Raw genomic sequence first — 24,374 nt, 5'->3', positions numbered from 1 at the left:
CCGACGGTCAGCCCGCGGCAGGGAGCTCAGCGTCGGCGAGTTCCCGCAGCAGGGCCCCGCGCTCCGCGGCGCCGCCGTTCTGCAGGGCCCGGCCGGCGTCGCTCACAGTCGCCTTCTTGCCCGTGATTTCGAGGTATCCGAGTTCGCGCAGGCTCAGCCACAGGGTGTTCAGGTGCTCCAGCTCCGCCATGGACCGGACGACCTGCGGCAGCCGGCCGTCCGCGTCGGCCAGGGCCGCCACCTCGTCCTCGGACAGACGCTTCTGCGAACCGACCGCGTGCACGCCGACGGCCGCCGCGGCGCCCGCGATGTCCGCCAGGCGCAGGGACCCGGTGGCGGTCAGCTCCTTGCCGTCGCCGAGCCAGTCGAGGAGCGCGACGGCGTGGCGGACGGCACTCGCGGAAACGTCGGCGGCGTCGGAAACATCGGCGCTGCCGGCCTCGGTGTCTGCCGCGGTTTCAGCAGGCGTTTCCTCCGTCGTCGCCTCCTCGTCCTGCGTCAGAACGAAGTTCTCGAGCAGGACCTCGAGGTCCTCGGCGGTGCCGGTCCAGGATCCCGTGGCGTCAAGGTATCCGAGGTACACCTGGAGGTCGTCCGTCATGACCTGGAAGACGCGGCTCTCCCCCGCTTCGCTCATCGCCTCCAGCTGGGCCATGGCCTGCAGGAAGACGTCGGCGTCGAAGGCGGTGGCGGACACCGGAGCGCCGCTGGCGCCATACAGCCACAGGAACTGCTTGACCGACTGGAGCACCTGCAGCGCCTCGGCGCCCGTGTTCCCGTCCGTCTCCTCGTACCAGCGCACGAAGGCCAGGGCCTGGGTGTCGACGGCGCGGTCGGCGTTCTTGTACAGGGCTTCGCTCTGCTTGAGGGCGGCCGCCTGCTTCTTGTCCTGACGCGGCTTCTTCCGGTTCCGGCTCATGGTCCTCCGTTGTCGTTCAGCTACTGACCCCGGTTCCGGGCACGCGTGAGCTCACGCGGGCCGTCCGGGGAAGCTTCCATGATAGTGCCAGCCGTGCCCGTCGGCCCCGAGGAACCGCGTTGGATGACGGTAATGTGCCGCGCGTCACCCCGCCGTCGGGTACCCCAGATCGGCCAGCGCGAGGAGGACCCGTTCCGGGTGCTCGGCGATCCGGTTGAGCACGTAGAGCCACCATTCGGGCCCGTAGACGATGTACTCCCGGGTGGCGAAACCCTCGGCCTGCAGACCATCGAGCAGTTCCGTCCCCAGGCCCTGCAGCATCTCGAACTCGACCTGGCCTTCCCGGAGCCTGTCACCATGCCGAGCACGCAGCTCATCGATCAACGTGGCGTCATGGGTCGCCAGATTGACCCGGTGCCCGCTCGTGAGCAGACGGTCCGCCAACCGGTGGTAGGCCGCCACCAAGGGCTCGGAGTCCCGGGGATAGGCCACCGACGAGGCCTCGAGGAAGGCGCCCTTCACCAGGCGGACCGGCCCGGGCCGGCGCAGCACGCGCTCCAGGTCCTCCGGCGTGCGGTGCAGCCGGGCCTGGAGGGTGATCCCCGTCTCCGGGAAGTCCGAGGAGAGCCGCTCCCAGAGATCGAGCACGAGGTCGGTGCGGTCCGAGCCCTCGGCCGAGATCATCACGGACGTGCCGGCGTCTCGGGCGGCCTGAGCGACCCGCGACGCGTTCGCGAGGCCCAGGTCCGGAGAGACCAGCGAGCCGAGGTGGGAGAGATCGAACGAAACGGTCGGAGGGGACGGGAGTACACCGGCCTGTCCGAGGCGCCGCGCCAGGTCCACGAACGCCTCGGTCTCCCGCGAGGCGACCCCCGCGTCCCGCACGGATTCGCCCACGCATTCGACGCTGATCCGGTGGCCTCGGCGTGACGCCGCCTCGAGGACTGCCAGCGCGCCGTCGACGTCAGGCCCTGCCGTATAGCGTGCGGCGACCCGCCCTGCGGCGGCTGCGAGCGCGGGGTCGGCCATGGTTCTGGCTTTCAGGCCCTCGTCGAGAGCCCAGCGGCGGAGCGTGTCAGAGACGGTGTGAAGCGTTGCAGCGGTGATGTCCATCCGGACAGTCTGCTGGGTGCGCGTTCCGTCGTCTTGTACGAAGTTGCGTCACGCCTGGTAGGCGCCGGGCGTCGCCGCGACATGAGACCGGAACACCCGGTGGAAGTGGCTCTGGTCTGTGAACCCGAGCGCATATGCCGTCTCGGCCGGCGACAGGCCCTCGCGGAGCAGGGCGCGAGCCGCGATGACGCGGTCGTTCTGACGCCAGGCGATGGGTGGGAGCCCGGTGGCGTCCTTCACGGCGCGGATGAGCTGGTACTTGTCCAGGCCCAGCAGTCCGCCGAGTTCGTCGAGGCTGGGGGTGGCCTCATCATTCCGGAGTCGGTCCAGCACGGGTGCCAAGGAGGAATCCGTGCAGGCCTCCGGGCCGGCTGCACCGCGGTAGAACGGCGTGAGGTCTGCACAGGCGGCGAGCGCCTCTGCCAGCAGGGTCTCCGCTCTGGCCGGGTCCACTCCCCGGAAGAGGCCGTCATTGAGGAGGCTGAAGGCGTGGTGCAGGCCGGGTTCACGGAAGACCGCGACGCCGTCGAGCAGTCGCGCGGCGCCGTCCGGCAGGAGGCTGGTGATCCAGTCCTGGTCGGCGTGGATCATCTGATAGGTCCACAAGCCGGTCTGCCGGTTGCACGAGTGCACGGTGTGCGCGGGAATCAGCAGGACGTCCCCCGGCTCCAGCTCACAGCGGGTGTCGCCCGCGCCGGCGAACACGGCCTGACCCGCGTCGATCAGGCCGATGGAGAAGCGGTCATGGGTGTGCGGCCGGTAGCAGGACACCGCCTGGCACGAGCGCCGCGATTCCAGCTGCGGCAGCTCCAGGCTGCGCCAGAATTCGGTCATGGTTCCGACGGTATCGTGTCCGGGCGTTCATTCCCGAGTGATCCGGTCCACGAGTTCGCGCAGGGCCGCCAGCACCGAGTGTTCGAGAATCTCCATCGGGTTCCCCTCGAACTTCTGGCGGACGACCTCCGGCTCCTCTCCGGCCGCGCACGTCGCCAGATACACCGTTCCCGCGGGCTGCCCCTCCTCGGGACCGGGGCCTCCGACGCCGGTCAGAGCGACGGCGTAGTCCGCGTCCAGCAGCCGCACGGGCGAGCGGGCCATGGCGGCCGCCGTCGGAGCGGTCACCACCGGGCCCGGCGGGGCGGCAAGGAGCCCGTGCTTGATGGCGGGCTGATAAGCGACGATTCCTCCCCGGTACCACTCGCTGGAGTCGTCGCAGGCCGAGATGGCGACGGCGAGCTGTCCCCCGGTGAGGGACTCCGCAGTCGCCACCGTGAGGCCCCGGGCCTGTGCCAGCCGGGCGAGTTCCTGGACCAGGCGGTCGGCCGGCTCACTCACCACGGATTCCGCCATGGGTGTGCTCCTTTCGGACGGGTCAGGCGCCCTTGCGGGCCGGGGTCTTCTGGCGGGTAACGGTGCTCTTCTTCTTCGCGGTGCCGGCCTGCTTCGCGGTGCCGCCCTTCCCGGAGGGCGGCTTCCCCGGCTTTTCCTTCTCCGTCTTGTCCTTCCCCGTCTTTTCCTTCTCAGTCTCTTCTTTCCCAGACTCTCCCTTTCCCGCCCCGCCCCTCTTCCGTGCCCGCGAGCGCTCGACGCTCTGCTTGAGTGCCTCCATGAGGTCGATGACCTGGCCCCCGCTGGATTCTTCCCGTCCGAAGGTCTCCTCCGTGTCGAGGGAGTCGCCGGCACGCCGTTTCGCCTCGATGAGGGTCCGCAGCTGCTCCTGGTAGTCGTCGTGGAAGGCTGACGGGTCGAAATCCTCGGAGAAACTCTCGACGAGGGCCGCGGAGAGCTGCATCTCCTTGGCACTGATACGGGTTTTCTCGTCCAGCGCCGGGAAGTCGGGTTCACGGATCTCGTCCGGCCACAGCAGGGTCTGGAGGAGCAGCGCGTCGCCCCTGACGCGGAGAGCGGCCAGCCGGGTCTTCTGGCGCAGGGCGAAGTGCACCACCGCGGTCCGGTCCGTCTTCTCCAGGGTGCGCCGCAGCAGCACATAAGCCTTGGCGTTCTTCCCCGCCGGTTCCAGGTAGTAACTGCGGTCGAAGAGCAGCGGGTCGAGCTGATCACTGGGGACGAACTCCACGACGGTGATGTCACGGTCGTGTTCCTGTGGGATGGACTCGAGGTCCTTCTTCGTCAGGACGATCGTCTGTTCGTCGTCCGCATAGGCCTTGTCGATGTCCTCGTACTCGACCACCTTGCCGCACACCTCGCAACGGCGCTGATAGCGGATGCGCCCGCCGTCGGCGTCGTGCACCTGGTGAAGGTCGACGTCGTGGTCCTCTGTCGCGCTGTACAGCTTGACCGGGACGTTCACGAGGCCGAAGGTGATGGCTCCGCTCCAGATCGCTCTCATCCTTACAGTAGAGACCCCGGAAACGTCAACGGTCTACCTCTTGCGTGGGCACCGGACCATGATGTAGTCATGGCACAGCGCGACGGCGAGGTGCGGCTCGACGGGCACCGTATCCGGGTGACGAAGCTGGACAAGGTGCTCTACCCCGAGACCGGCACCACCAAAGAAGAGGTGATCGCGTACTACTCAGCGATCGCGAAGACGATGATCCCCCACTGCCGGGAGCGCCCGGCCACGCGGAAGCGATGGCCCGATGGCGTGGGCCCGGACGGGAGCGGGGCGTTCTTCCAGAAGGACCTCGGCGATTCCTACCCGGACTGGGTGCACACCGGCGAGATCCAGCACAAGGACCACGTCAACACGTACCCGCTCGTGGATGACGCGGCGACGCTCGTCTGGCTCGCCCAGCTGGCCTCGCTGGAGATCCACGTGCCCCAATGGCGTTTCACCGCTGAGGGGACGCCGGGGTCCCCGGACCGCCTGGTGTTCGACCTCGATCCCGGGGACGGCGTCGAGCTGACGCAGGTCGCCCAGGTGGCGTTCCTGGTCCGCGATCTGCTCCGCGGCATGGGGCTCGAATCCATCCCCGTGACGAGCGGCAGTTCCGGCATCCACCTGTATGCCGCCCTCGGTGGTGAGCTGAGTTCTGACGATGCGTCCGCCGTCGCCCACGAGTTGGCGCGTTCCCTGGAGGCGGACCACACCGAAACGATCACCAGCTCCATGAAACGTGCGCTCCGGCCCGGAAAGGTCTTCATCGACTGGAGCCAGAACAACGCGGCGAAGACCACGGTCGCGCCGTACTCGCTGCGCGGCCGGGCCCGGCCCATGGTGGCGGCGCCGCGCACCTGGCGCGAGCTCGCCTCTCCCCATCTGCGGCACCTGGAGTTCCACGAGGTCCTGCAGCGCGTGGAGAAACGCGGAGATCCTTTGGCGGCCTTGCTCCGCGCCGATGCGGGCAGGGGAGCCGGTGCGGCGCCCGACCGGCTGACCGAGTACCGCGCCAAGCGCGACGCCGGACGGACCCCGGAACCGGTCCCGGCCCCGGGTGACAGCGATGACGATGCGGAGGGCGACCAACGGCGCTTCGTGATCCAGCGCCACCAGGCACGCCGACTCCACTACGACTTCCGCCTGGAGCATGACGGCGTGCTCGTGAGCTGGGCACTGCCGAAAGGCGTGCCCGACGACGGCGCCGACAACCACCTCGCCGTCCCCACCGAGGATCACCCCTTGTCCTACCGGACCTTCGAGGGCACGATCCCCCGGGGCGAGTATGGGGCGGGCACGGTGGAGATCTGGGACAGCGGAAACTACGACCTGGAGAAATGGCGCGACGACGAAGTCATCGTCACGCTGCACGGCAGCCCGGGTGGCGGGCTCGGTGGCCCTCGCCGGGTCGTGCTGTTCCGGGCCGGTGAGTCGGGCGGCAAGCCCCGCTGGATGATCCACCGCATGGAGCTGGACGGCGGGGCGCGGCCGGCGCCACTCAATGTCACCGCCTCCGGCGCCTCCGATCCCGCGGGCTTCACCCCGATGCTGGCGGAGACCGCATCCCTCGCCTCGCTCCCCCACCTCGACGCCGGCGAGTGGGCGTTCGAGATGAAGTGGGACGGCATCCGGGCGCTCGCCGTCGTCGATGAGGGGAAGGTACGCCTGGTCAGCCGCTCAGGTGGCGACCTGACCGCCTCCTATCCCGAACTGCACGGACTTGCCGACCTCGTCAATGCCGAGCAGGCGGTGCTCGACGGGGAGATCGTCGCCCTGGACGGAGACGGTGTCCCCAGCTTCTCGCGGCTCCAGCAGCGGTTCGGGCTGACCGAGCCGGACAAGGTCGCGCGCGCTCGGCAGGCCGCGCCGGCCGCCTACTTCTTGTTCGATGTGCTCCAGCTCAACGGGCATGACTGCCGTTCGCTGGGCTACGAGCAGCGCCGGGAACTCCTGGCCTCCGTGGTCGAGGTTCCCCCGGACATGCCGATCGCCGTTCCGGACGCGTTCGACGGCTCGGGCGAGCAAGCGCTCGAGACCGCAGGCGAACTGGGGCTGGAAGGAGTGGTCGCCAAACGCCGGGACAGCGTCTACCGCTCCGGCTCGCGCTCCCAGGACTGGCGGAAGTACCCGCTGCTGGACACGGAGGTGTATGTCATGGGCTGGCGGGAGAGCGACGCCGAGCCGCGCGGTTTCGCCTCCCTGCTTCTTGCCGAGCGGCGGGACGGTGCGCTGCGGTACGCCGGGCGGGTCGGCACCGGGTTCTCGACGCGGCAACGCCGGGAGATCCGGGAACGGCTGGAAGAACAGAAGCGAGCCGAGCCCGCGGTGGAGGTCCCGGCGGAGATCCGGCGCGGAGCACATTGGGTCAACCCGGAAGCGCTCGCAGAGGTCGAATCCCGCGGACGCACTGGTGAAGGCATCCTCCGGCAGCCGGTCTGGCGTGGCTGGCGGCCGGACAAGGGGTGAGGTGCAGGCGCGGAAGCGCATGACCCATCAGAACGGCGGCGGGTCCTGACATGACACCCGGGCATCCGCCATCCACGTCGCCGGGGCCGGCGGATCATCCCGATGGACACGACCCATGGGGCTGGTCCATTCGAGGACCCCTCTCCCCGATTGCCGGACGGTCCAGCGGGAGTGATGTTTCAGCACATGGTGTCTGCGGCAGAGCCCGGCGAGATTGGCGGAACTCGTCGTGCCTCCGTGCGCCGCATCCTCGGTGTGGTCGAGGTCAAGCGACGCGGCGCGGATCCCACAGCCGGGAAAGCGGCATCGGGTGTCCCGCGCCGCGAGGTACCTGCGCAGGTCGGCGTTCGGACGGTACCGGTCAACGGCCAGGACCGCACCGGACAGCGGGTCGGTCAGGACTCGGTTCCAGACGCGTTCCCCTCCGGCCAGCCTGCGGGCGGTCTCCGGGTCAAGGACGAACTGGCCGTTGAGTTCCGCGGTTACGGCGTGGCGTCCAGCACCGCCGTGTGACGCGACCGAGCCGCACGACCGCACCGGGCCGCGAGACCAGACAAGACCGTCGCTTCCCGAGCCGAGGCCGAGGCCGAGGCCTGGAATCCTGCGCCGCTCAGAAGCTCTAGGTGATCCCTCAGACTCCTCCGAGGACGGGAGCAACTCCACGGGAATCGTCACATCGACGCGGGCACGGATCGCCGCGAGGTGCCCCTCCGGGTCCGCCACGCGCTGAGGCCCACCGGTCAGCAGCATGTCGGCCAGCAGATCGGCCCGGAGCTGGTCCAGGGTGCGCACCTGTGCGGGGCTGCTCCCCGGCCCTGCTGACGCCTGCGCGGGCGCACCGTGAGAACCCACGTCTCGGCAATGATCGGTACGGTCCCGCGCCATGTCCGTCAGACGGCCGTGAATCCCGTGAGCCACCGCGGCAGGCAGGACCGCCGTCAGCTCCGCCATCCCATCGGGCAGGGGCGACACCCAGACCCGTCGTTCGGCGCGGGCCCGCTCGAAACGACGTTCGAGAGCTTCCGGTCGGACCTTTTCCGCCTCCCGGACCGCGAACCGCTTCAGCCGTTGCGGCGCCGCGTTCTCGGCCTGGGCGACCACGTGGGCCTCATACCGGGCGCGCACGCCGTCATCGTCCAGATCAGCGGCAGCGTCCCGGATCACCCGGGTATGGGCGAGGCTGATCCGTCCCTCGCCCAGGGCCCGCAGCGTCTCGGGAAACCGCACCACGAGATCCATGGACTCCGCCATCTGCCGCTGAATGGTCCGGTCGCTCGTGCGGGTCGCCGTCCCGATCTCGGCCGCCACGGAGCGCTCCGCCAGCTCTGCCGCCCGCGCATCCCAGGTGAGCGGGTCGAAGCCGGCCGGCACGCCGTCGTCGTCGGATGTCAGGGAAGGCGCCAGGCCGGCGGCGAGGGCGAGCAGCATTTCGCGGCTCGCCTGCATCTGGGCGATGACGCGATCCGCCGCGACGATGGCCTCGGTCAGCGCACCGAGCGCGTCCCAAGGATCCGTCACGGCCACCGAGGCCGGAGGTCCGAGAGGCTGAGCTCCAAGAGGCTGAGCACTGACTTCCATGACCCCATTCTTCGGCAGGGGTCTGACATTTATTTCTGCATTCGGCCAGTATTCAGGCCATTCAAGGCAGGTCGGCCGCGATCAGCCCTGGAGCGTGGCCAGATCAGCCGGTTCGCCGGTCCAGGTGCCGGTGTCCTCCAGGAAGTCGAGGTAGGAGTGCATGGCGGCGCCCAGGAAGTCGCTGAGGTCCTGTTTGCCGTCGACGCTCTCGGCCAGGACGTCGTAGGCGGCGACGAACCCATCGGGCGTGAATCCCGTGGCGGAGACGACGCCGGTCCCCTCGGCATGCGCGAACACGAAGTCCTGCACCACGTCCAGCACGGCGGCCGCGTTCCACAGACCGACGGGCTCCTCGTGCTCGGCGAACCACGCCACGAAGGCCGGCGTCACGACGTCGACGGCCCGCCGCGCCTTGCCGCGCAGCGCCTGCTCCTCCTGGACTGCGCCGCCGGCTCGGCTCGTGCTGCGTTTCTTCTTGGCCATGGGGTTCCTCTCGTACAGGAGTGACAGGTCCGGAGAACCCGAAGGGTAGACTCGCGGCGTGACGATGCCCTCCATTTTTCCTCATGCCACGTTCGCCGGCGCCTACGGCGACACCGCTTCGAACAGCTGGTACCCGGCGCAAGCGGTGCTCGAGCAAGGGATCGTCACGCTCTGGGTCGGATCGCCGACCGGATGGATGCAGTATTTCAGTGTTCCCGCGGCAGAGGTCACCGTGAAGTCGGCCGCGCAGCGCATCACCCTCATGGTCGCGGGCCGGAACTACCCGATCCTCGCCGAGCCGAGGGCGGTGTACCAGGCGCTCAACTTCGGAGCGGCGAACGTCGTCGGAGAGATCACCGGGAACCAGACCCTCGGCGCCATGAGCACCGCTGGGCGGGCCATGAATCAGGTGGGCGCCGCGCAGGCGTTCAACGCCGGGGGCGGGAACGAGTTCCTCGCCGCGATGCGTGCGTCGGGAGCCCGTGTCTCACGGCTCGGCTACGGAGCGATCGCCGCCATCGGCTGCGGCGCTGGGCTGCTCGTCGTCATCCTCGTGGTCGTGATCACCGTGTGGACGCTGAACCTCTAGCCGCGGCAACGCTCCCCCGCACACGACGACGACGGCGGCCGCCCACCCCAGGTGAGCGGCCGCCGTCGTGCGTCAGACGCAACGCGTCAGCGTAGAGAGCAGTGAACTCAGAACTCCCAGTCCTCGTCCTCGGTGTTCACGGCCTTGCCGATCACGTAGCTCGAACCCGAGCCCGAGAAGAAGTCGTGGTTCTCGTCCGCGTTCGGGGACAGTGCCGACAGGATCGCCGGGTTCACGTCCGTCACGGAGGACGGGAACATCGCCTCGTAGCCCAGGTTCATGAGGGCCTTGTTGGCATTGTAGTGCAGGAACTTCTTGACGTCCTCGCTCAGCCCCACCGTGTCGTAGAGGCTGTGGGTGTACGCGACCTCGTTCTCGTACAGCTCGAACAGCAGCTCGAAAGTGTAGTCCTTGATCTCCTGGCGCTTCTCCTCGGAAACCAGCTCCAGACCCTTCTGGAACTTGTAGCCGATGTAGTAGCCGTGCACGGCCTCGTCACGGATGATGAGGCGGATGAGGTCGGCGGTGTTGGTCAGCTTGGCATGGCTGGACCAGAACATCGGCAGGTAGAAGCCCGAGTAGAACAGGAAGCTCTCCAGCAGGGTCGAGGCGACCTTGCGCTTGAGGGGATCCTCGCCCTGGTAGTAATCCATGACGATCTGAGCCTTCTTCTGCAGGTGCTCGTTCTCGAGCGACCAGCGGAAGGCGTCGTCGATCTCCTTGGTGGAGCACAGCGTGGAGAAGATCGAGCTGTAGCTCTTGGCGTGCACGCTCTCCATGAAGGCGATGTTGGTGTACACGGCCTCTTCGTGCGGCGTCAGCGCGTCCGGGATCAGCGACACGGCGCCGACGGTGCCCTGGATGGTGTCCAGCAGCGTCAGGCCGGTGAACACGCGCATGGTCAGCTGCTGCTCGTCCGCGGTCAGCGTGTGCCAGGACTGCACATCGTTGGACAGCGGCACCTTCTCCGGCAGCCAGAAGTTGTTGACCAGGCGGTTCCAGACCTCCACGTCCTTCTCGTCCTGGATGCGGTTCCAGTTGATGGCCTCAACGTGGCCCAGCAGCTTGACCTTCTCGGCGCTCATCGATTTTCCCTTGCTTACTTTGATGTCTGTGGATGAATCAGGGTGAAGACCGACGACGGCGGCAGGGCCGCCGTCGTCGGAAGGTCACAGCATGCAGGAGACGCAGCCCTCGACCTCGGTGCCTTCCAGCGCGAGCTGACGCAGGCGGATGTAGTAGAGGGTCTTGATGCCCTTCTTCCACGCGTAGATCTGCGCCTTGTTGATGTCACGCGTCGTGGCCGTGTCCTTGAAGAACAGGGTCAGGGACAGGCCCTGGTCCACGTGCTGCGTGGCGGCGGCGTAGGTGTCGATGATCTTCTCGTAGCCGATCTCGTACGCGTCCTGGTAGTACTCCAGGTTGTCGTTCGTCAGGTACGGCGCCGGGTAGTAGACGCGGCCGATCTTGCCTTCCTTGCGGATCTCGATCTTGGCGGCCACCGGGTGGATCGACGAGGTGGAGTTGTTGATGTAGCTGATGGAACCGGTCGGCGGCACGGCCTGCAGGTTCTGGTTGTAGATGCCGTGCTCCATGACCGAGGCCTTGAGCTCGCGCCAGTCATCCTGGGTGGGGATGTGGTGCTTGGCGAACAGCTCGCGGACACGCTCGGTGGCGGGGGCCCACTCCTGCTCGGTGTACTTGTCGAAGAACTCGCCGCTGGCGTACTTGGAGTTCTCGAAGCCGCCGAACGTCTCACCGGTCTCGATCGCGAGGCGGTTGGACGCCCGCAGCGCGTGGTAGAGCACGGTGTAGAAGTAGATGTTCGTGAAATCGAGGCCCTCTTCGGAACCGTAGTGGACCCGCTCGCGCGCCAGGTAGCCGTGCAGGTTCATCTGACCGAGGCCGATGGCGTGGCTCTTGGCGTTACCCTCGGCCACGGACGGCACCGAGTTGATGTAGGACATGTCCGACACGGCGGACAGCGCGCGGATCGCGGTCTCGATGGACGAACCGATGTTCGGCGAGTCCATCGTCTTGGCGATGTTCATCGAGCCCAGGTTGCAGGAGATGTCCTTGCCCACGGTCTCGTAGGACAGGTCCTCGTTGTAGATGCTGGGGGTGGACACCTGGAGGATCTCCGAGCAGAGGTTGCTCATGGTGACCTTGCCGGCGATCGGGTTCGCCCGGTTCACGGTGTCCTCGAACATGATGTACGGGTAACCGGACTCGAACTGGATCTCCGCGAGGGTCTGGAAGAACTCACGGGCGTTGATCTTGGTCTTCTTGATCCGGGAATCGTCGACCATCTCGTAGTACTTCTCGGTGACCGAGACGTCGGAGAACGGGATGCCGTAGACGCGCTCGACGTCGTACGGCGAGAAGAGGTACATGTCCTCGTTCTTCTTGGCCAGCTCGAAGGTGATGTCCGGCACGACGACGCCGAGGGACAGCGTCTTGATGCGGATCTTCTCGTCAGCGTTCTCGCGCTTGGTGTCGAGGAAGCGGTAGATGTCCGGGTGGTGGGCGTGCAGGTACACGGCTCCCGCGCCCTGACGCGCGCCCAGCTGGTTGGCGTAGGAGAAGCTGTCTTCGAGGAGCTTCATCACGGGGATGACACCGGAGGACTGGTTCTCGATCTGCTTGATCGGCGCGCCGTGCTCACGGATGTTGGTGAGGGACAGGGCCACGCCACCGCCACGCTTGGACAGCTGAAGGGCGGAGTTGATGCCGCGGGCGATCGACTCCATGTTGTCCTCGATGCGCAGCAGGAAGCAGGAGACGAGCTCGCCGCGCTGTGCCTTGCCGGCGTTGAGGAAGGTGGGGGTCGCGGGCTGGAAGCGGCCCTCGATGATCTCATCCACCAGGCCGATCGCGACCTCTTCGTTGCCGCGGGCGAGGTGCAGCGCGACCATGCAGACGCGGTCCTCGTAGCGCTCCAGGAAGCGCTTGCCGTCGAAGGTCTTGAGCGTGTACGAGGTGTAGAACTTGAAGGCGCCCAGGAACGTCTCGAAGCGGAACTTCTTCTTGTACGCGCGGTTGAACAGCTCGCGGATGAAGTTCATCGTGTACTGGTCGAGCGTCTCGCGCTCGTAGTACTGGTTCTTGATGAGGTAGTCGAGCTTCTCTTCCAGGTCATGGAAGAACACCGTGTTGTTGTTCACGTGCTGCAGGAAGTACTGGTGGGCGGCCTCGCGGTCCGCGTCGAACTGGATCTTGCCGTCCGGACCGTAGAGGTTCAGCATGGCGTTCAGCTCGTGATAACCCAGGCCCTTGTAAGCCTCCGGCAGTGGGGCCTTCTCAGCCTTCACCGAAACCTCGCTCAGCTCTGGTTCTGCGACAGTCGTGTCCAAAACGTGTCCAATCCCTCGTTGACTCGGCGCACGTCGTCCGGCGTGCCCATCAGTTCAAATCTGTACAGGTGGGGAACATGGCATTTGGCGGCAATGATGTCACCGGCCATGCAGTAGTTGTCCCCGAAGTTGGTGTTCCCTGCCCCGATCACGCCCCGGATCAGCTTGCGGTTCTGTTCAACATTCAGGAATCTGATGACCTGCTTGGGGACCGACCCGTCTCCCCCGGTTCCCCCATACGTAGGGAGGACCAGGACGAACGGCTCGGTGGCCAGCAGTGGTTCTTCCGTGGGAAGGAGCGGGATCCTGTCCGCGTTCCTTCCGAGCTTCTCCACGAACCGCCGGGTGTTCCCGGAGACCGAAGAGAAATAGATGAGGTGACTGGACGAGACGCGGAAGCTTCCCCTCTCCACGTCCCGTCCGGCCCTGGCGTCCCGCGTTCCGTGAGGATCACGCGTGAGCGTTGCCATCGAAGTCACCCCATCAAGTCTGTTGTCAGTTCACTTCGTCGTAGGACCCGCCGGGTCCCGTGTCGCGGCAGGGCAGCCTGCCTGCCGCCAAGACGACGACGGCCCGCCGGCGCCGCTCACCGTGAACGGTGCGGCGCGTGGCAAGGGGCCGCCGTCGTGCGAATGCTGGTCGCCGGAATGCTCAGGAGGCGATCAGGCCACCGCGGTGGCCGCGGCCTCGAGGCCCGCGATCTTGTCCGGGCGGAAACCGGACCAGTGGTCGTTGTCCGTGACCACGACGGGGGCCTGCAGGTAGCCCATCTCCTTCAGGCGCTCCAGCGCCTCGGGGTCCTGGGAGACGTCCACACTCTGGTAGACGATGCCCTTCTTGTCCAGAGCGCGGTAGGTGGCGTTGCACTGGACGCAGGCTGGCTTGGTGTACACCGTAACGGTCATGTCCCTCTCCCCTTCAGTCTTTGCTTGAGCCGCGATCCCGCCTGTGCCGCGCCCCCTTCCGGAGCACCTGGATTCCTGCTGTTCCAGCGGAATCCTCAGCACAGGACCTCGTGGCCCGATTGCGTATGTCGATACTACATGTAGTGCAACGCCCCGTCTTGCACCCCAAGATGCTGTATTACAAGCATGTCATTCTATCCACCGTTTGTCCACAGCCCAGAGGGATGATCTTGCCCGGAAATCCGCCATTAAGGCCCCCTCGATCCACAAGCTGTGCATGACGCTTGGCACATTTAATTCACTGCGTGTCGCACACCCTCGGCGTGTCGCCGGAGGGGTGCCACGGGTGCCCCGCGTCACCTCCGGCGGAGCGCCTAAACTGTCTGGGACGACCCCGGAGGAAAGGCCACCCGTGATCAACCCAGTCCACCTGCGAACCCTGCTCGCGGTGATCCGGCACGGCTCCTTCGCCTCCGCGGCACAGCACCTCGGCTACACCGCGTCGGCCGTCTCCCAGCAGATCTCCGCCCTGGAGCGCGACGCCGGCGTCGAGCTCTTCCAGCGCCATGCCCGCAGCATCGTCCCCACGGAGGCCGCGCAGGCCATGAGCCGGCACGCCACCAAGGTCCTCACCGACATCGAGGCCCTGCTGGCCGCGGCGTCCAAGGCCCAGGACGAGACCCGGCAGGAGCTCCGGCTCGGCATCTTCCCCAGCCTCGCGACCTACGTCCTGCCCCGCATCATGAGCAACCCCACCTGGACACGCCTCGGGATCGAGCTGAAGATCTCCGTCGCAGAACCGGGTCAGACCATCCAGGGACTGCGCGACGGCGGCGAGCTCGACCTCGCCCTGGTGTACCAGGTGGGCCAGAGCGGCCTGGCCTGGCCTCACTCCATGCGGCGCCAGTGGATCGGCGACGACGACTTCCGCGTGGTGGTCCCCTCCTCCTGGCGCTTCTCCCCCGGCGCGACGGTGGCCGCCGAGCAGCTCTCCGGCATGCCGTGGATCGTGCACCACCCCGGAACCGCGGACGCCGTGGTGATCGAGCGCCTCTTCGCCAGTTGCGGTCTGCATCCGCGCGTCGTCGCGCACAGTGACGACTTCACGGCCAGCGTCGAGCTCGCCGCCGCGGGCCTCGGCGCCGCCCTGGTGCCCGAACTGGCCCTCGGCGACCGGCCGGACGGCATCGCGACCCTCGACGTCCCGGAGATCCGTCTGGCCCGCAACGTCTTCGCCCTGCTGCCCGGCGGCAAGGGCGGCCCCCGGGTGGACCTGTTCCTGGAACTGCTCTCCGACACGCTACGGGAGACCCTTCAGCGCTGACCCCCGGAAGAGCCCCGGGCGCGGCCCGGCCCCGGTTCCGGGTCGCGCACGTAACCCGGAAACGCCGAAGCGGCAAGTCTGGAAAGCGGAGCCGGGCCGGTCTATGTTGAACACATGAGCACGGTCATCAGCGAGCATTTCGGTGAACTCGAACTCAATCACGGGACGGCGCACTGCTTCACCACCCGGCACACCGTGCACGGGGTCCCCGTGGAGATCGAGCTCAACTTCGCCGCGCATGAGCGCCCGGACCAGGCCTCCGTGCACAAAGCCGATTACCGGCTGCATTACCTCCCCGAGCTCGTGGATCAGATCAAGGACCTGATCAGCGAGGAACTGGGGCAGGAGGACAGCCAGGTCCAGGAGTTCCGGCACTTCCACTGCAAGGGACTCGACCAGGAGAAACGCTGGGCCACCTTCGGCACCACCGACGAGGTGGACGACCAGAGCTTCGTCCGCGCTCTCCGGCTCGGTCACGTCGGGATCTTCCCCGACCAGCCGGAACGCTATTTCGTCCTGGATTTCAGCCTGGGTGAGCATTTCAGTGACGAAGTGCTCGTGGCCACCGCGGACGCGGACGGCGTGGTGGACGACGAGATCACCTGGGCGTGAGCCCACTCCCTGACGCACGGCGGCGGCGGGCCACCCTTACCGGGTGACCCGCCGTCGTCGTCGTCAGAGGGGTTGCAGGCCGAGCGTCAGACGCTCGCGCCGATCTCCTCACGGACCGCCTTCGCGGCCTCCACGAGGTTCCGCAGCGACGCCTCGGTCTCCTCGTAGCCGCGAGTCTTCAGGCCGCAGTCCGGGTTGACCCAGAGCTGGCGGCTCGGCACGTGCTTGACTGCGGTGGAGAGCAGTTCCGTCACCTCGGCCTCACCGGGCACGCGCGGCGAGTGGATGTCGTAGACACCCGGCCCGACGCCGCGGCCGAAACCGTGGGACTCGAGGTCGTGGACGACCTCCATGCGGGAGCGGGCCGCCTCGATCGAGGTCACGTCCGCGTCCAGTCCGTCAATGGCGTCGATGATGACGCCGAACTCGGAATAGCAGAGGTGGGTGTGGATCTGCGTGGCGTCCTGGGCGCCCGCCGTCGCGAGACGGAAGGAGTCCACGGACCACTTCAGGTACGCCGGCTGATCGGCCTTCCGCAGGGGCAGCAGCTCGCGCAGGGCGGGCTCGTCCACCTGGACCACCTTGATGCCGGCCGCCTCCAGATCGGTGATCTCATCCCGCAGGGCGAGGGCCACCTGGTTGGCGGTCTCCCCCAGCGGCTGATCGTCACGGACGAACGACCACGCGAGGATCGTGACCGGCCCCGTGAGCATGCCCTTCATGGGCTTCTCAGTCAGCGACTGGGCGTACTCGGCCCAGGCCACCGTGATGGGAGCCGACCGGGTCACGTCACCCCAGAGGATGGACGGCCGGGTGCAGCGCGAACCGTAGGACTGGACCCAGCCGTGCACGGTGACGTCGAAGCCCTCCAGGTTCTCCGCGAAGTACTGGACCATGTCGTTGCGCTCCGGCTCACCGTGCACGAGCACGTCGTAGCCCAGCTCCTCCTGCAGGTCGACCACGCGCTTGATCTCGTCCTTCATGAGCTGCTCGTACTGTGCGTCGTTCAGCTCGCCCTTGATGTTGCGGGCACGCGCGGAGCGGATCTCGGAGGTCTGCGGGAACGAACCGATGGTGGTGGTGGGCAGGGCCGGCAGCTGCAGCGCGGCTTCCTGGGCGGCCTCACGGACCGCGTAGTCGGAACGGCTGAAGTCGGCTGCCGTCAGCGCCGCGGTACGGGCGCGCACCTCGTCACGACGGACACCCTCCGCGGTGGCGCGGGAGGCGATCACGGCGGAAGCCGCCTCGATCTCTGCTTGCACGGCGCCCGGGTCGGTCAGGTAGGACGCCAGGGTCTTGACCTCCACGGCCTTCTGATCCGCGAAGGCCAGCCAGGACTTCAGCTGCTCGGAGAGCTTGGTCTCCTCGGCGACGTCGTGCGGAACGTGCTGCGTGGAGGTGGACGTGGACACGGTCACCCGAGCGGCCGAGCCCTTGAGGGCGTCCAGAACCGCCGAGGAGGCGGCCAGGTCGTTCCGCCAGATGTTGTGGCCGTCCACCACGCCGGCGACCAGCGTCTTGGACCCCAGGGCGGCCAGCGCGGCCTCGGACGGCGCCGCGCCCTTGAAGACGTCCAGGTGCAGGGCGTCGATGCTGCTGGCCGCCAGGGTGCCCAGCTGACCGTCGAGCGAGCCGTACGGCGTGGAGACGAGGATCTGCGGGCGGTCGGCGACGGCGGTGAGGACCTCGTAAGCGCGGGTCACCGCGGCATCGAGCTGCTCCGCCGGGATGTCCTGGTCGACGACCAGGGCGGGCTCGTCGAGCTGCACCCAGCTGGCGCCCGCGGCAGCGAGCTGGCCCAGCAGCTCGGCGTAGACAGGCAGGATGTCTTCGAGCCGCGACAGGGGCTGGAAGCCGGCCGGAGCGTCGTCGGACGCCTTGGACAGCAGCAGGAACGTCACCGGCCCCACGAGGTACGGGCGGGTCTCGATGCCGTTCGCCAGGGCGTACTGGAACTCCTCGACCACGCGGGAGGACGTCAGGCGGAAGTCGGTCTCCGGACCGATCTCCGGGACCAGGTAGTGGTAGTTGGTGTCGAACCACTTCGTCATCTCGAGCGGCTGCTGCTCGCGGGAGCCACGGGCCAGGGTGAAGTAGCCGTCGATGTCCAGGACTCCCTCGTCGGTGAGCAGGTTCCCGAAACGGGCCGGGATCGCGCCGAGGTGGGCCGCGGCGTCCAGCACCTGGTCGTAGTAGGAGAAGGTGCCCGGCACCGCGGCCGGCTCGTCCAGGCCGAGCTCCACCAGACGGCGGGCGCTGCCCAGCTGGATCTCCTTGGCCGCGGCGTCCAGCGCGACGGCGTCGATCTTCCCGGCCCAGTACGCCTCGACGGCCTTCTTGAGTTCGCGACGGCGGCCGATACGCGGGTAGCCGAGGAGGCTGGCGGCGGGGAAGGGGGTCTGTGCGGTCATGATGAATCCTTTGAGTTCAGTTCAGGTTTTCGGGCAGGGGGCATCCCCTGTGGTGCCGGACGGAGCCGGCGAGGTGAAGAAGGGAAGGCCTCAGGAGGCCAGGGCGGCACGCTCGTGGAGCGGGCGGCTGGGACGCGGCAGATTCAGCCGGTCCAGGACATCCAGCGCGTGCCGGTGCTCATTGAAGGTGTAGAGGTGCAGGCCGGGCGCCCCGGAATCCAGGGCCGCATTGGCCAGCTCCACGGTGGCGGCCACGCCGATGCGCTGCGCCTCCACCTCGCTGCCGGCCGTCTCGAGCGCGTGCATCAGCGCCGGATCGGGTGCGACGCCGGACAGCTCGGAGAGCCTGGTGACGCGCCGGAGGCTCGTCAGAGGCATGACGCCGGGGATGATCGGGATGGTCACTCCCGCCCGGCGGGCACGGACGAGCAGGTCCTCGTACTGCCGGGCGTGGAAGAACACCTGGGTGATCGCGAAATCGGCGCCGGAGCGCTGCTTGGCCAGCAGCACCTCCACATCGTGGGCCTCGCTGGGTGACTCCGGATGACGCGTCGGATAAGCCGCCACGCCGATGGCCACCTTGCCGGCACAGAGCAGGGCCGAACGGCTCTGCTCGACCCGGCGGATGAGCTCCACCAGGTCCTGGGCGTAGTGCAGGGATCCCTCGGGAAGCGGAGAACCGTCCCGGGGAAGATCGCCCCGCAGAGCCAGGATGCCCCGGACGCCGTGGTCCAGAAGCTGGGCCACGATGCCGGCGAGTTCGGCGGCCGTGTTCCCCACACAGGTCAGATGGGCCAGCGGGCGCAGGAGGGTCTCCTCCTGCAGGCGTGCCACCAGATCCAGTGCGGTGTCATGGTTGGAGCCACTGGCTCCGTAGGTGACGGACACGTAGTCCGGCGCGGTGGTCTCCAGCTCACGGATGGTGGCCCAGAGGACTTCCTCGGCGGCCTGGGAGCGGGGAGGGAACAGTTCGTAGGACAGCGCGACGGGCGTGGTGCCCTGCTGCTGTAGGGGTCGGTCAATGAGGCTGGGTGGGGACATCTGCAATCCTCGACGTCTGGCGTTATGGATGAGGCACGGCAGACCGGCGCGCATGCTGACGCCTGGTCTGTTGCCGTGTGCAAATGTCAGGCCCACATGGGGGCACCCACACCCTCCATGAGAGGGTCGCTGACACGTTACCGCGGTAACTGATACCCCCACACTACGAGAGCTCGATCGGCCTCGGCAAACGCGTCATCGAATTAAGACGCAATCTTACGGAGCAGAAAGCCGCGACGCCGAACAATGTTCAGCGCCGCGGCTTGGAGAACTGGTCTCGACGGGCTCAGCCGCCCAGCAGCAAACGTTCCGAACGCGGAGCCAGCGCGTGCTCGAGGACGAGGCACGCCGCGCCGATGGCGCCGACGTCCTCGCCCACCCGGCTGCCGACGACCTGAGGCACATGGATGTCCCGGGCATCGGCGCCGTGCGCCACCTGCTCCGGAACACGGTTGAGGTAGTACGGTGCGAGCCTCGTCCAGAACGGACCGCCGAACACCACACGGTCCAGGTCCATGGCGTTGGCGATCACGGAGACCGCACGCGAGAGGTGCAGCGCTGAGCGGTCCAGGATCGCGATCGCGGCCTGGTCGCCGCCGTCGGCCGCATCGCAGAGCCTGTTGAAGCGCTCCTGCACGACGACGCTCGAGTCGCCTTCCGCCAGAGGTTCCACCAGGCCGGCCTTCGCGCCGGCGTCGACCAGGACGCGGGGAATGACGGTCGATTTCACACAGCCGTTGAGGCCGCAGTCGCACGGCGGGCCGTCGGGGTCGACCACGATGTGGCCCATCTCCCCCGCGTTGCCGCTCGCTCCGCGGAACACCTCGTCGTTGAGAACGAGGCCGCAGCCGATGCCGGTGCCCATGTAGAAGACGCCGAAGTTGCTGGAGGCGTGGTCGCCCGCGACCCACGTCTCGGCCACCGCGGCCGCGGTGACGTCCTTGTCCAGGACCACCGGAAGTCCGGTGGCCTTGCTCAGCGCGTCCCGTAGGTGAACCCGGGTCCAGCCCTCCAGCAGTGGCGGGTTGACCACGGTTCCGGCGTCGAGATCGATCGGGCCGGGTGCTGCGACTCCGAGGCCCGTCAGCTTTGCGGGATCGACCCCGGACTCCTCGATGAGACGCTGGACCTCGAAGACGATCGCGGCCATGACGGCGGTCGGTTCGCCGGCCTCCGGGGTGTCGATCTTCGAGTCCAGGACCACGTTGCCCGTCAGGTCCAGAACGGAAAAGCTGATGACCGCCGGGTCAACATGCACGCCCACGGCGTACATGCCGGACGGATTCAGACGCAGGATGGTGCGGGGCTTGCCCGGACCGACGCCCGCTTTGCCTGCCTCGACGATGAGTCCCTGATCCAGCAGACGGCGGGAGATGTTGGAGATCGTCTGGGGTGAAAGGCCGACCAGACCCGCAAGCTCAACCCGGCTCAGTCCATGGGGCGACCGCCGAATGGTGTCGAGGATCACCGTCAGGTTGAAGTCGCCCATCTTGGGTAGGTTGGTTCCGCGCCGCGAAGCGGGCGTGCGGAGCTCGGTCACGCATTCTCCTTCAAGAAAAGTGCAGGGCAACTGGCATTTGCTCGTAGGCTACCAGTCACAACGGCCCAGAACCCGCAACTGAACTCTTGAGTCCCGCTCATGGTGCTTCCGAGACGTGGCGCCTGGTCCGTGTGACGGTGAACTTCCTGTTCCGGCCCACGATATCCGTCGGACCCACGGTTTTCTCCAGAGCCGGAAGATATCCGAGATGGCTGTTCCACACGGTCCACAGCTCACCACCCGGGCTGAGCACCTCCGCCGCTGCGCGGAAGAGCTTGAGCGCCGCTCCCGCGTGCACGCTGTGCCCCAGATGGAACGGCGGGTTGAGCAGGATCAGTTCCGCTGACCCACGCGGGAAACCGTCGAGCGCATCCGTGTGGACCGCGAGGACGCGGTCCCCCACGCCGTGTGCCGTGGCGGTGAGGCGGGCGCTTCGCGCCGCGGCCGCCGAGACGTCGGTCGCGACCACCCGCACGCCGGGTTGCGACGCGGCCAGCAGCGTGGCGAGCACGCCGGAGCCGCAGCCGAGATCGATCGCCGTGCCGACCTCCGGCATGCGGGGCAGGAAATCGAGCAGGAACCGGGTCCCGATGTCGACCTTCGCACCGGCGAACACGGCCCCGTGGGCATGCACCTCGATGGCCAGGTCGCCGTCGCGTCCGAGACCATCGTGCCGTTCACGCACCGGGAAGGACCTGGAGGCGTGCCCCACGGTCGCGTCCGGGCCCGGGTCCGCAACCGCGGCAGTGTCCGGCGTCGCCGCGTGTTCTCCGGGACCGGCGGTGTGCTGGTCGGCGCGGGATTGGTCGGCAGGGGGTTGGTCGGCTGCAGGCCGGTCGGCTCGGGATTGGTCACGGCGCGGCTGGGTCGCTGTCAGCACGCGCGCTTTGCCCTTGGCCAGGCTCGCGGTGACGGAGGCGAAATCGGCGCCGAGCACATGGTTCATGGACAGCGTCATGTGCTTGACCATGCCTGCGGCCAGGACCACGACGTCGGGGTGCGCGTGTTCCGCGATCGCTTCGCTCAGCTCCGCGAGCTCCGCCAGGTTCTTCGGCAGACGCAACAGCACCAGGCGGGCCCCGGCGAGCAGCGCCGGGCCGTAGAGCGCCGGGGAGGATTCGTCGTCGTGGATCCTGGTGAACCCCGTGATGCCGAGCCGGGCCGCATTCGCGTCCAGGGCGGCCACACCGGTGGCCAGGTCCTGCCAGATCCGGAGCCCAGGCACCGCAGCCGGCCCACCTTCAACGGAACGCGCGAGCAAGGGCAGGCTGATCGCGCCGTAGCGGTCCCCGACCACCACGGCCTCCGGATCCTCAACCCCCTCCGCCCGCAGACGGTCCAGGTGCGCCGAGGCGTGTTCGAGCAGCAGGCGATCCGCGCCGTCGAACGCCTGGAGGTTGTCCGCGTCGACGTCGGGCCAACGGCTCAACGCCTGATGAATCTCCTCAGCGTTCACAAGATTGACAGCGTTCACAAGATTCATAATATTCACAGAAACTCACACACCGTCCGTCAGAAGAGCGGCCTGGAGCGCCTCGAGTTCCGCGGCGGTGAGCCCGTGGTGGGCGAGATATCCGGCTCCGCCCCCGAAGTCCGCGTCCAGCAGGTCCAGGGTCTCGAGCATGGCGGAGGCCGGGCTCCCTCCCGCGATCGCGAGAATCTGCTCGCTGACCGGAACCCCCATCTTGCCCAGGAGGGCCTTGACCCCTTCGAGCCACTCCCCCGCGAGATTCGCCTCCGTGCCGGCGTAGTCGGCGACGATCGCTTCACGGTCCACCCCCACCGCGTCCAGCAGCAGGGCCACCATGACCCCAGTGCGGTCCTTGCCCGCCGTGCAGTGCACCAGGGTGGAGTGGCCCTGCGAAGCGTTGGCCGTCACGCTGCGCGCGAGTCCCACCGCCACGGACCCGCCTTGCGCCAGGATCATCCGGTACAGCTCCGGCAGCGTCGGCAGGCTCTGCAATGAGGTGCCCAGAGCGCCGGCGAGGACATTGCCACGGAGCACTTCGACGTCGAGACCCGTCAGCGCGCTGGGCGCGTGCAGCACTTCGTCGTCGTCCCGGAGATCCAGGATGGTGGCCACCTTCAGCTCTCGCAGGAGGCTCCGGCCCTCGTCGCTCAGCAGGTGGAGGGCGTCGGAACGGAAGAAGACGCCCTCTTTGGTGAGCCGTCCGCCTGCGGGCAAGGAGCCCAGCCCACGGAAATTGTAGGTCTGGGGCAAGGGGGTGGCCTGGCCGATCAACGAATGGCTCCTTCACTCGGCATCATGTGCTGTTAACGGCGGAAGTCCCCTCGTGGTTCCGGCCCGGAATGGGCCGGAACCACGAGGGGACTTCCAAAAGAACCTCAGTCCAGGTAATCCCGGAGGACCTGCGACCGCGAGGGGTGACGCAGCTTGGACATCGTCTTGGATTCGATCTGGCGGATACGCTCACGCGTGACACCGTAGACCTTGCCGATTTCGTCTAAAGTCTTCGGCTGTCCGTCGGTGAGACCGAAGCGCATGGCCACCACACCGGCCTCGCGCTCGGACAGCGTGTCCAGCACGGAGTGGAGCTGCTCCTGCAGCAGGGTGAAGCTCACGGCATCGGCCGGAACCACGGCCTCGGAGTCCTCGATCAGGTCACCGAACTCGGAGTCGCCGTCCTCGCCCAGCGGCGTGTGCAGCGAGATGGGCTCGCGACCGTACTTCTGGACCTCGACGACCTTCTCAGGCGTCATGTCGAGTTCCTTGGCCAGCTCCTCCGGCGTGGGTTCGCGACCGAGATCCTGCAGCATCTGACGCTGCACACGGGCGAGCTTGTTGATCACCTCGACCATGTGCACCGGGATACGGATGGTGCGTGCCTGGTCGGCCATGGCGCGGGTGATGGCCTGACGGATCCACCAGGTGGCGTACGTGGAGAACTTGAAGCCCTTGGTGTAGTCGAACTTCTCGACGGCACGGATGAGGCCCAGGTTGCCTTCCTGGATCAGGTCCAGGAAGAGCATGCCACGACCGGTGTACCGCTTGGCCAGGGAGACCACCAGGCGGAGGTTGGCCTCCAGAAGGTGATTCTTGGCGCGCTTGCCATCGTGGATGATGAAGTCGAGTTCGCGACGGTACTTGGGGTCCATGGTGTCCCCCTCGGCGGCGATCTTCTCCTCGGCGAAGAGGCCCGCCTCGATACGAAGGGCGAGATCGACCTCCTGCTCGGCGTTGAGGAGGGCCACCTTGCCGATCTGCTTCAGGTAGTCCTTGACCGGGTCGGCCGTGGCGCCCGCCGACATGACCTGCTGAACGGGGGCGTCGTCATCGCTCGCATCGGAGTAGACGAAGCCGCTGCCGGTCGCAGCGGGCTTGGCCGCCGCATCCTCGGCCTCAGCCGGATCCGGCTCGACATCCTCAGTCGGCTCTTCCTCGACGGCGTCCGAGGACTCGTCCAGGTCGGAACCGGCAGCCTTGCGGCCGCGGCCCTTCGGTGCGGCATCGCTCTTCTTGGCAGCCGGACGGCGCGTCGCGGGGGCGGAGTCATCCTGCCCAGCGGCGGCCTCGGCTTCCTTCTTGGCCTTGTTCGCGGCGCGTGTGGCGGCAGCCTTGGCGGCGCGCGCCTTCTTCTTCTCCTCGTCAGTCAACTCGGCCTTCACGGCAGTTTCCTTCGTCGTGGGAGTGGTCACAGAAACCCTTTCTAGCAGCGCCTGGCGGTGTCCCGGAGGGCA

At 67.6% G+C, this 24,374-nt stretch carries 21 protein-coding genes; 4 read left to right on the top strand and 17 right to left on the bottom strand.

The genetic code is table 11. From position 1 onward, the window contains the following. Positions 1-7: 7 nt before the first annotated feature. The 5 genes from P9849_RS06955 to P9849_RS06935 all read right to left on the bottom strand — a co-directional run bounded on the left by P9849_RS06955 (position 8) and on the right by P9849_RS06935 (position 4,382). Positions 8-919 carry a hypothetical protein gene (locus P9849_RS06955; protein WP_278268909.1) on the bottom strand — a complete coding sequence of 304 codons (912 nt, stop codon included), beginning with the start codon at positions 917-919 and terminating at the stop codon, positions 8-10. Between the two features lie 144 nt (positions 920-1,063). After that, on the bottom strand, positions 1,064-2,032 hold the full coding sequence (locus tag P9849_RS06950) for a proline dehydrogenase family protein (RefSeq protein ID WP_278268907.1): 969 nt from the start codon (positions 2,030-2,032) through the stop codon (positions 1,064-1,066). A gap of 48 nt (positions 2,033-2,080) precedes the next feature. Beyond that, entirely contained in the window at positions 2,081-2,866 is a 786-nt protein-coding gene (locus P9849_RS06945) for a helix-turn-helix transcriptional regulator (protein ID WP_278268906.1), read from the bottom strand. Positions 2,867-2,893: 27 nt separating this feature from the next. After that, complete coding sequence (locus P9849_RS06940; protein ID WP_278268905.1) at positions 2,894-3,382, bottom strand: CinA family protein; 489 nt, start codon at positions 3,380-3,382, stop codon at positions 2,894-2,896. 22 nt (positions 3,383-3,404) lie between these two features. After that, entirely contained in the window at positions 3,405-4,382 is a 978-nt protein-coding gene (locus P9849_RS06935) for a Ku protein (RefSeq protein WP_278268904.1), read from the bottom strand. A 69-nt stretch (positions 4,383-4,451) separates the two neighbouring features. Here P9849_RS06935 and P9849_RS06930 point away from each other — a divergent pair, with 69 nt between their 5' ends. Further along, on the top strand, positions 4,452-6,839 hold the full coding sequence (locus tag P9849_RS06930; protein ID WP_278268903.1) for an ATP-dependent DNA ligase: 2,388 nt from the start codon (positions 4,452-4,454) through the stop codon (positions 6,837-6,839). Positions 6,840-6,866: 27 nt separating this feature from the next. Here P9849_RS06930 and P9849_RS06925 read toward each other — a convergent pair whose 3' ends face one another. Then, positions 6,867-8,417, bottom strand: a complete 1,551-nt coding sequence (locus P9849_RS06925; protein WP_278268902.1) for an HNH endonuclease signature motif containing protein — start codon at positions 8,415-8,417, stop codon at positions 6,867-6,869. Between the two features lie 81 nt (positions 8,418-8,498). Then, positions 8,499-8,900, bottom strand: a complete 402-nt coding sequence (locus P9849_RS06920) for a hypothetical protein (RefSeq protein ID WP_278268901.1) — start codon at positions 8,898-8,900, stop codon at positions 8,499-8,501. Positions 8,901-8,958: 58 nt separating this feature from the next. On the opposite strand from P9849_RS06920, the gene P9849_RS06915 reads away from it, so the two are divergent. After that, positions 8,959-9,489 (top strand): hypothetical protein, encoded by a 531-nt coding sequence (locus P9849_RS06915; RefSeq protein ID WP_278268900.1) that lies wholly within the window; start codon positions 8,959-8,961, stop codon positions 9,487-9,489. A gap of 107 nt (positions 9,490-9,596) precedes the next feature. Here P9849_RS06915 and nrdF read toward each other — a convergent pair whose 3' ends face one another. From nrdF to nrdH, 4 genes are all read right to left on the bottom strand, one after another. Beyond that, complete coding sequence (nrdF, locus tag P9849_RS06910) at positions 9,597-10,574, bottom strand: class 1b ribonucleoside-diphosphate reductase subunit beta (protein WP_066212927.1); 978 nt, start codon at positions 10,572-10,574, stop codon at positions 9,597-9,599. 84 nt (positions 10,575-10,658) lie between these two features. Continuing rightward, on the bottom strand, positions 10,659-12,779 hold the full coding sequence (nrdE, locus tag P9849_RS06905) for a class 1b ribonucleoside-diphosphate reductase subunit alpha (RefSeq protein WP_278269121.1): 2,121 nt from the start codon (positions 12,777-12,779) through the stop codon (positions 10,659-10,661). A 32-nt stretch (positions 12,780-12,811) separates the two neighbouring features. Next, complete coding sequence (gene nrdI, locus P9849_RS06900; protein ID WP_278268898.1) at positions 12,812-13,321, bottom strand: class Ib ribonucleoside-diphosphate reductase assembly flavoprotein NrdI; 510 nt, start codon at positions 13,319-13,321, stop codon at positions 12,812-12,814. Positions 13,322-13,504: 183 nt separating this feature from the next. Next, positions 13,505-13,747 carry a glutaredoxin-like protein NrdH gene (gene nrdH, locus P9849_RS06895; protein ID WP_066212929.1) on the bottom strand — a complete coding sequence of 81 codons (243 nt, stop codon included), beginning with the start codon at positions 13,745-13,747 and terminating at the stop codon, positions 13,505-13,507. Positions 13,748-14,159: 412 nt separating this feature from the next. Here nrdH and P9849_RS06890 point away from each other — a divergent pair, with 412 nt between their 5' ends. Next, positions 14,160-15,071 (top strand): LysR family transcriptional regulator, encoded by a 912-nt coding sequence (locus P9849_RS06890; RefSeq protein ID WP_278268897.1) that lies wholly within the window; start codon positions 14,160-14,162, stop codon positions 15,069-15,071. Positions 15,072-15,185: 114 nt separating this feature from the next. Further along, positions 15,186-15,683 carry a DUF2004 domain-containing protein gene (locus P9849_RS06885; RefSeq protein ID WP_278268896.1) on the top strand — a complete coding sequence of 166 codons (498 nt, stop codon included), beginning with the start codon at positions 15,186-15,188 and terminating at the stop codon, positions 15,681-15,683. An 86-nt stretch (positions 15,684-15,769) separates the two neighbouring features. Here P9849_RS06885 and metE read toward each other — a convergent pair whose 3' ends face one another. The 6 genes from metE to P9849_RS06855 all read right to left on the bottom strand — a co-directional run bounded on the left by metE (position 15,770) and on the right by P9849_RS06855 (position 24,332). Then, positions 15,770-18,094, bottom strand: a complete 2,325-nt coding sequence (gene metE / locus P9849_RS06880) for a 5-methyltetrahydropteroyltriglutamate--homocysteine S-methyltransferase (protein WP_278268895.1) — start codon at positions 18,092-18,094, stop codon at positions 15,770-15,772. A 90-nt stretch (positions 18,095-18,184) separates the two neighbouring features. Beyond that, the gene (locus P9849_RS06875; protein WP_208188703.1) at positions 18,185-19,135 is read right to left on the bottom strand and encodes a methylenetetrahydrofolate reductase; all 951 of its coding nucleotides are present in this window, start codon (positions 19,133-19,135) and stop codon (positions 18,185-18,187) included. Positions 19,136-19,421: 286 nt separating this feature from the next. Then, positions 19,422-20,675, bottom strand: coding sequence for an ROK family transcriptional regulator (locus tag P9849_RS06870; protein ID WP_278268894.1), 1,254 nt, complete (start codon positions 20,673-20,675; stop codon positions 19,422-19,424). A 97-nt stretch (positions 20,676-20,772) separates the two neighbouring features. Next, the gene (locus tag P9849_RS06865) at positions 20,773-22,104 is read right to left on the bottom strand and encodes a methyltransferase (RefSeq protein ID WP_278268893.1); all 1,332 of its coding nucleotides are present in this window, start codon (positions 22,102-22,104) and stop codon (positions 20,773-20,775) included. Positions 22,105-22,173: 69 nt separating this feature from the next. Continuing rightward, positions 22,174-22,917: a tyrosine-protein phosphatase gene (locus P9849_RS06860; RefSeq protein ID WP_278268892.1), complete on the bottom strand. Its 744-nt coding sequence runs from the start codon at positions 22,915-22,917 to the stop codon at positions 22,174-22,176. Positions 22,918-23,021: 104 nt separating this feature from the next. Continuing rightward, complete coding sequence (locus P9849_RS06855; RefSeq protein WP_278268891.1) at positions 23,022-24,332, bottom strand: RNA polymerase sigma factor; 1,311 nt, start codon at positions 24,330-24,332, stop codon at positions 23,022-23,024. Between the last annotated feature and the right edge of the window lie 42 nt (positions 24,333-24,374).

This window comes from Arthrobacter sp. Y-9 (assembly GCF_029690065.1).
Lineage (GTDB): Bacteria > Actinomycetota > Actinomycetes > Actinomycetales > Micrococcaceae > Arthrobacter_E.
The sequence above is the reverse complement of the archived record's forward strand: the minus strand, read 5'-3'. Positions and strand labels throughout refer to the sequence as shown.

What these genes read in the sequence shown, in the direction of transcription:
- P9849_RS06955 (WP_278268909.1), bottom strand. Translation starts at nt 919, where the DNA reads ATGAGCCGGAACCGGAAGAAGCCGCGTCAGGACAAGAAGCAGGCGGCC.
- P9849_RS06950 (WP_278268907.1), bottom strand. Translation starts at nt 2,032, where the DNA reads ATGGACATCACCGCTGCAACGCTTCACACCGTCTCTGACACGCTCCGC.
- P9849_RS06945 (WP_278268906.1), bottom strand. Translation starts at nt 2,866, where the DNA reads ATGACCGAATTCTGGCGCAGCCTGGAGCTGCCGCAGCTGGAATCGCGG.
- P9849_RS06940 (WP_278268905.1), bottom strand. Translation starts at nt 3,382, where the DNA reads ATGGCGGAATCCGTGGTGAGTGAGCCGGCCGACCGCCTGGTCCAGGAA.
- P9849_RS06935 (WP_278268904.1), bottom strand. Translation starts at nt 4,382, where the DNA reads ATGAGAGCGATCTGGAGCGGAGCCATCACCTTCGGCCTCGTGAACGTC.
- P9849_RS06930 (WP_278268903.1), top strand. Translation starts at nt 4,452, where the DNA reads ATGGCACAGCGCGACGGCGAGGTGCGGCTCGACGGGCACCGTATCCGG.
- P9849_RS06925 (WP_278268902.1), bottom strand. Translation starts at nt 8,417, where the DNA reads ATGGAAGTCAGTGCTCAGCCTCTTGGAGCTCAGCCTCTCGGACCTCCG.
- P9849_RS06920 (WP_278268901.1), bottom strand. Translation starts at nt 8,900, where the DNA reads ATGGCCAAGAAGAAACGCAGCACGAGCCGAGCCGGCGGCGCAGTCCAG.
- nrdF (WP_066212927.1), bottom strand. Translation starts at nt 10,574, where the DNA reads ATGAGCGCCGAGAAGGTCAAGCTGCTGGGCCACGTTGAGGCCATCAAC.
- nrdH (WP_066212929.1), bottom strand. Translation starts at nt 13,747, where the DNA reads ATGACCGTTACGGTGTACACCAAGCCAGCCTGCGTCCAGTGCAACGCC.
- P9849_RS06885 (WP_278268896.1), top strand. Translation starts at nt 15,186, where the DNA reads ATGAGCACGGTCATCAGCGAGCATTTCGGTGAACTCGAACTCAATCAC.
- metE (WP_278268895.1), bottom strand. Translation starts at nt 18,094, where the DNA reads ATGACCGCACAGACCCCCTTCCCCGCCGCCAGCCTCCTCGGCTACCCG.
- P9849_RS06875 (WP_208188703.1), bottom strand. Translation starts at nt 19,135, where the DNA reads ATGTCCCCACCCAGCCTCATTGACCGACCCCTACAGCAGCAGGGCACC.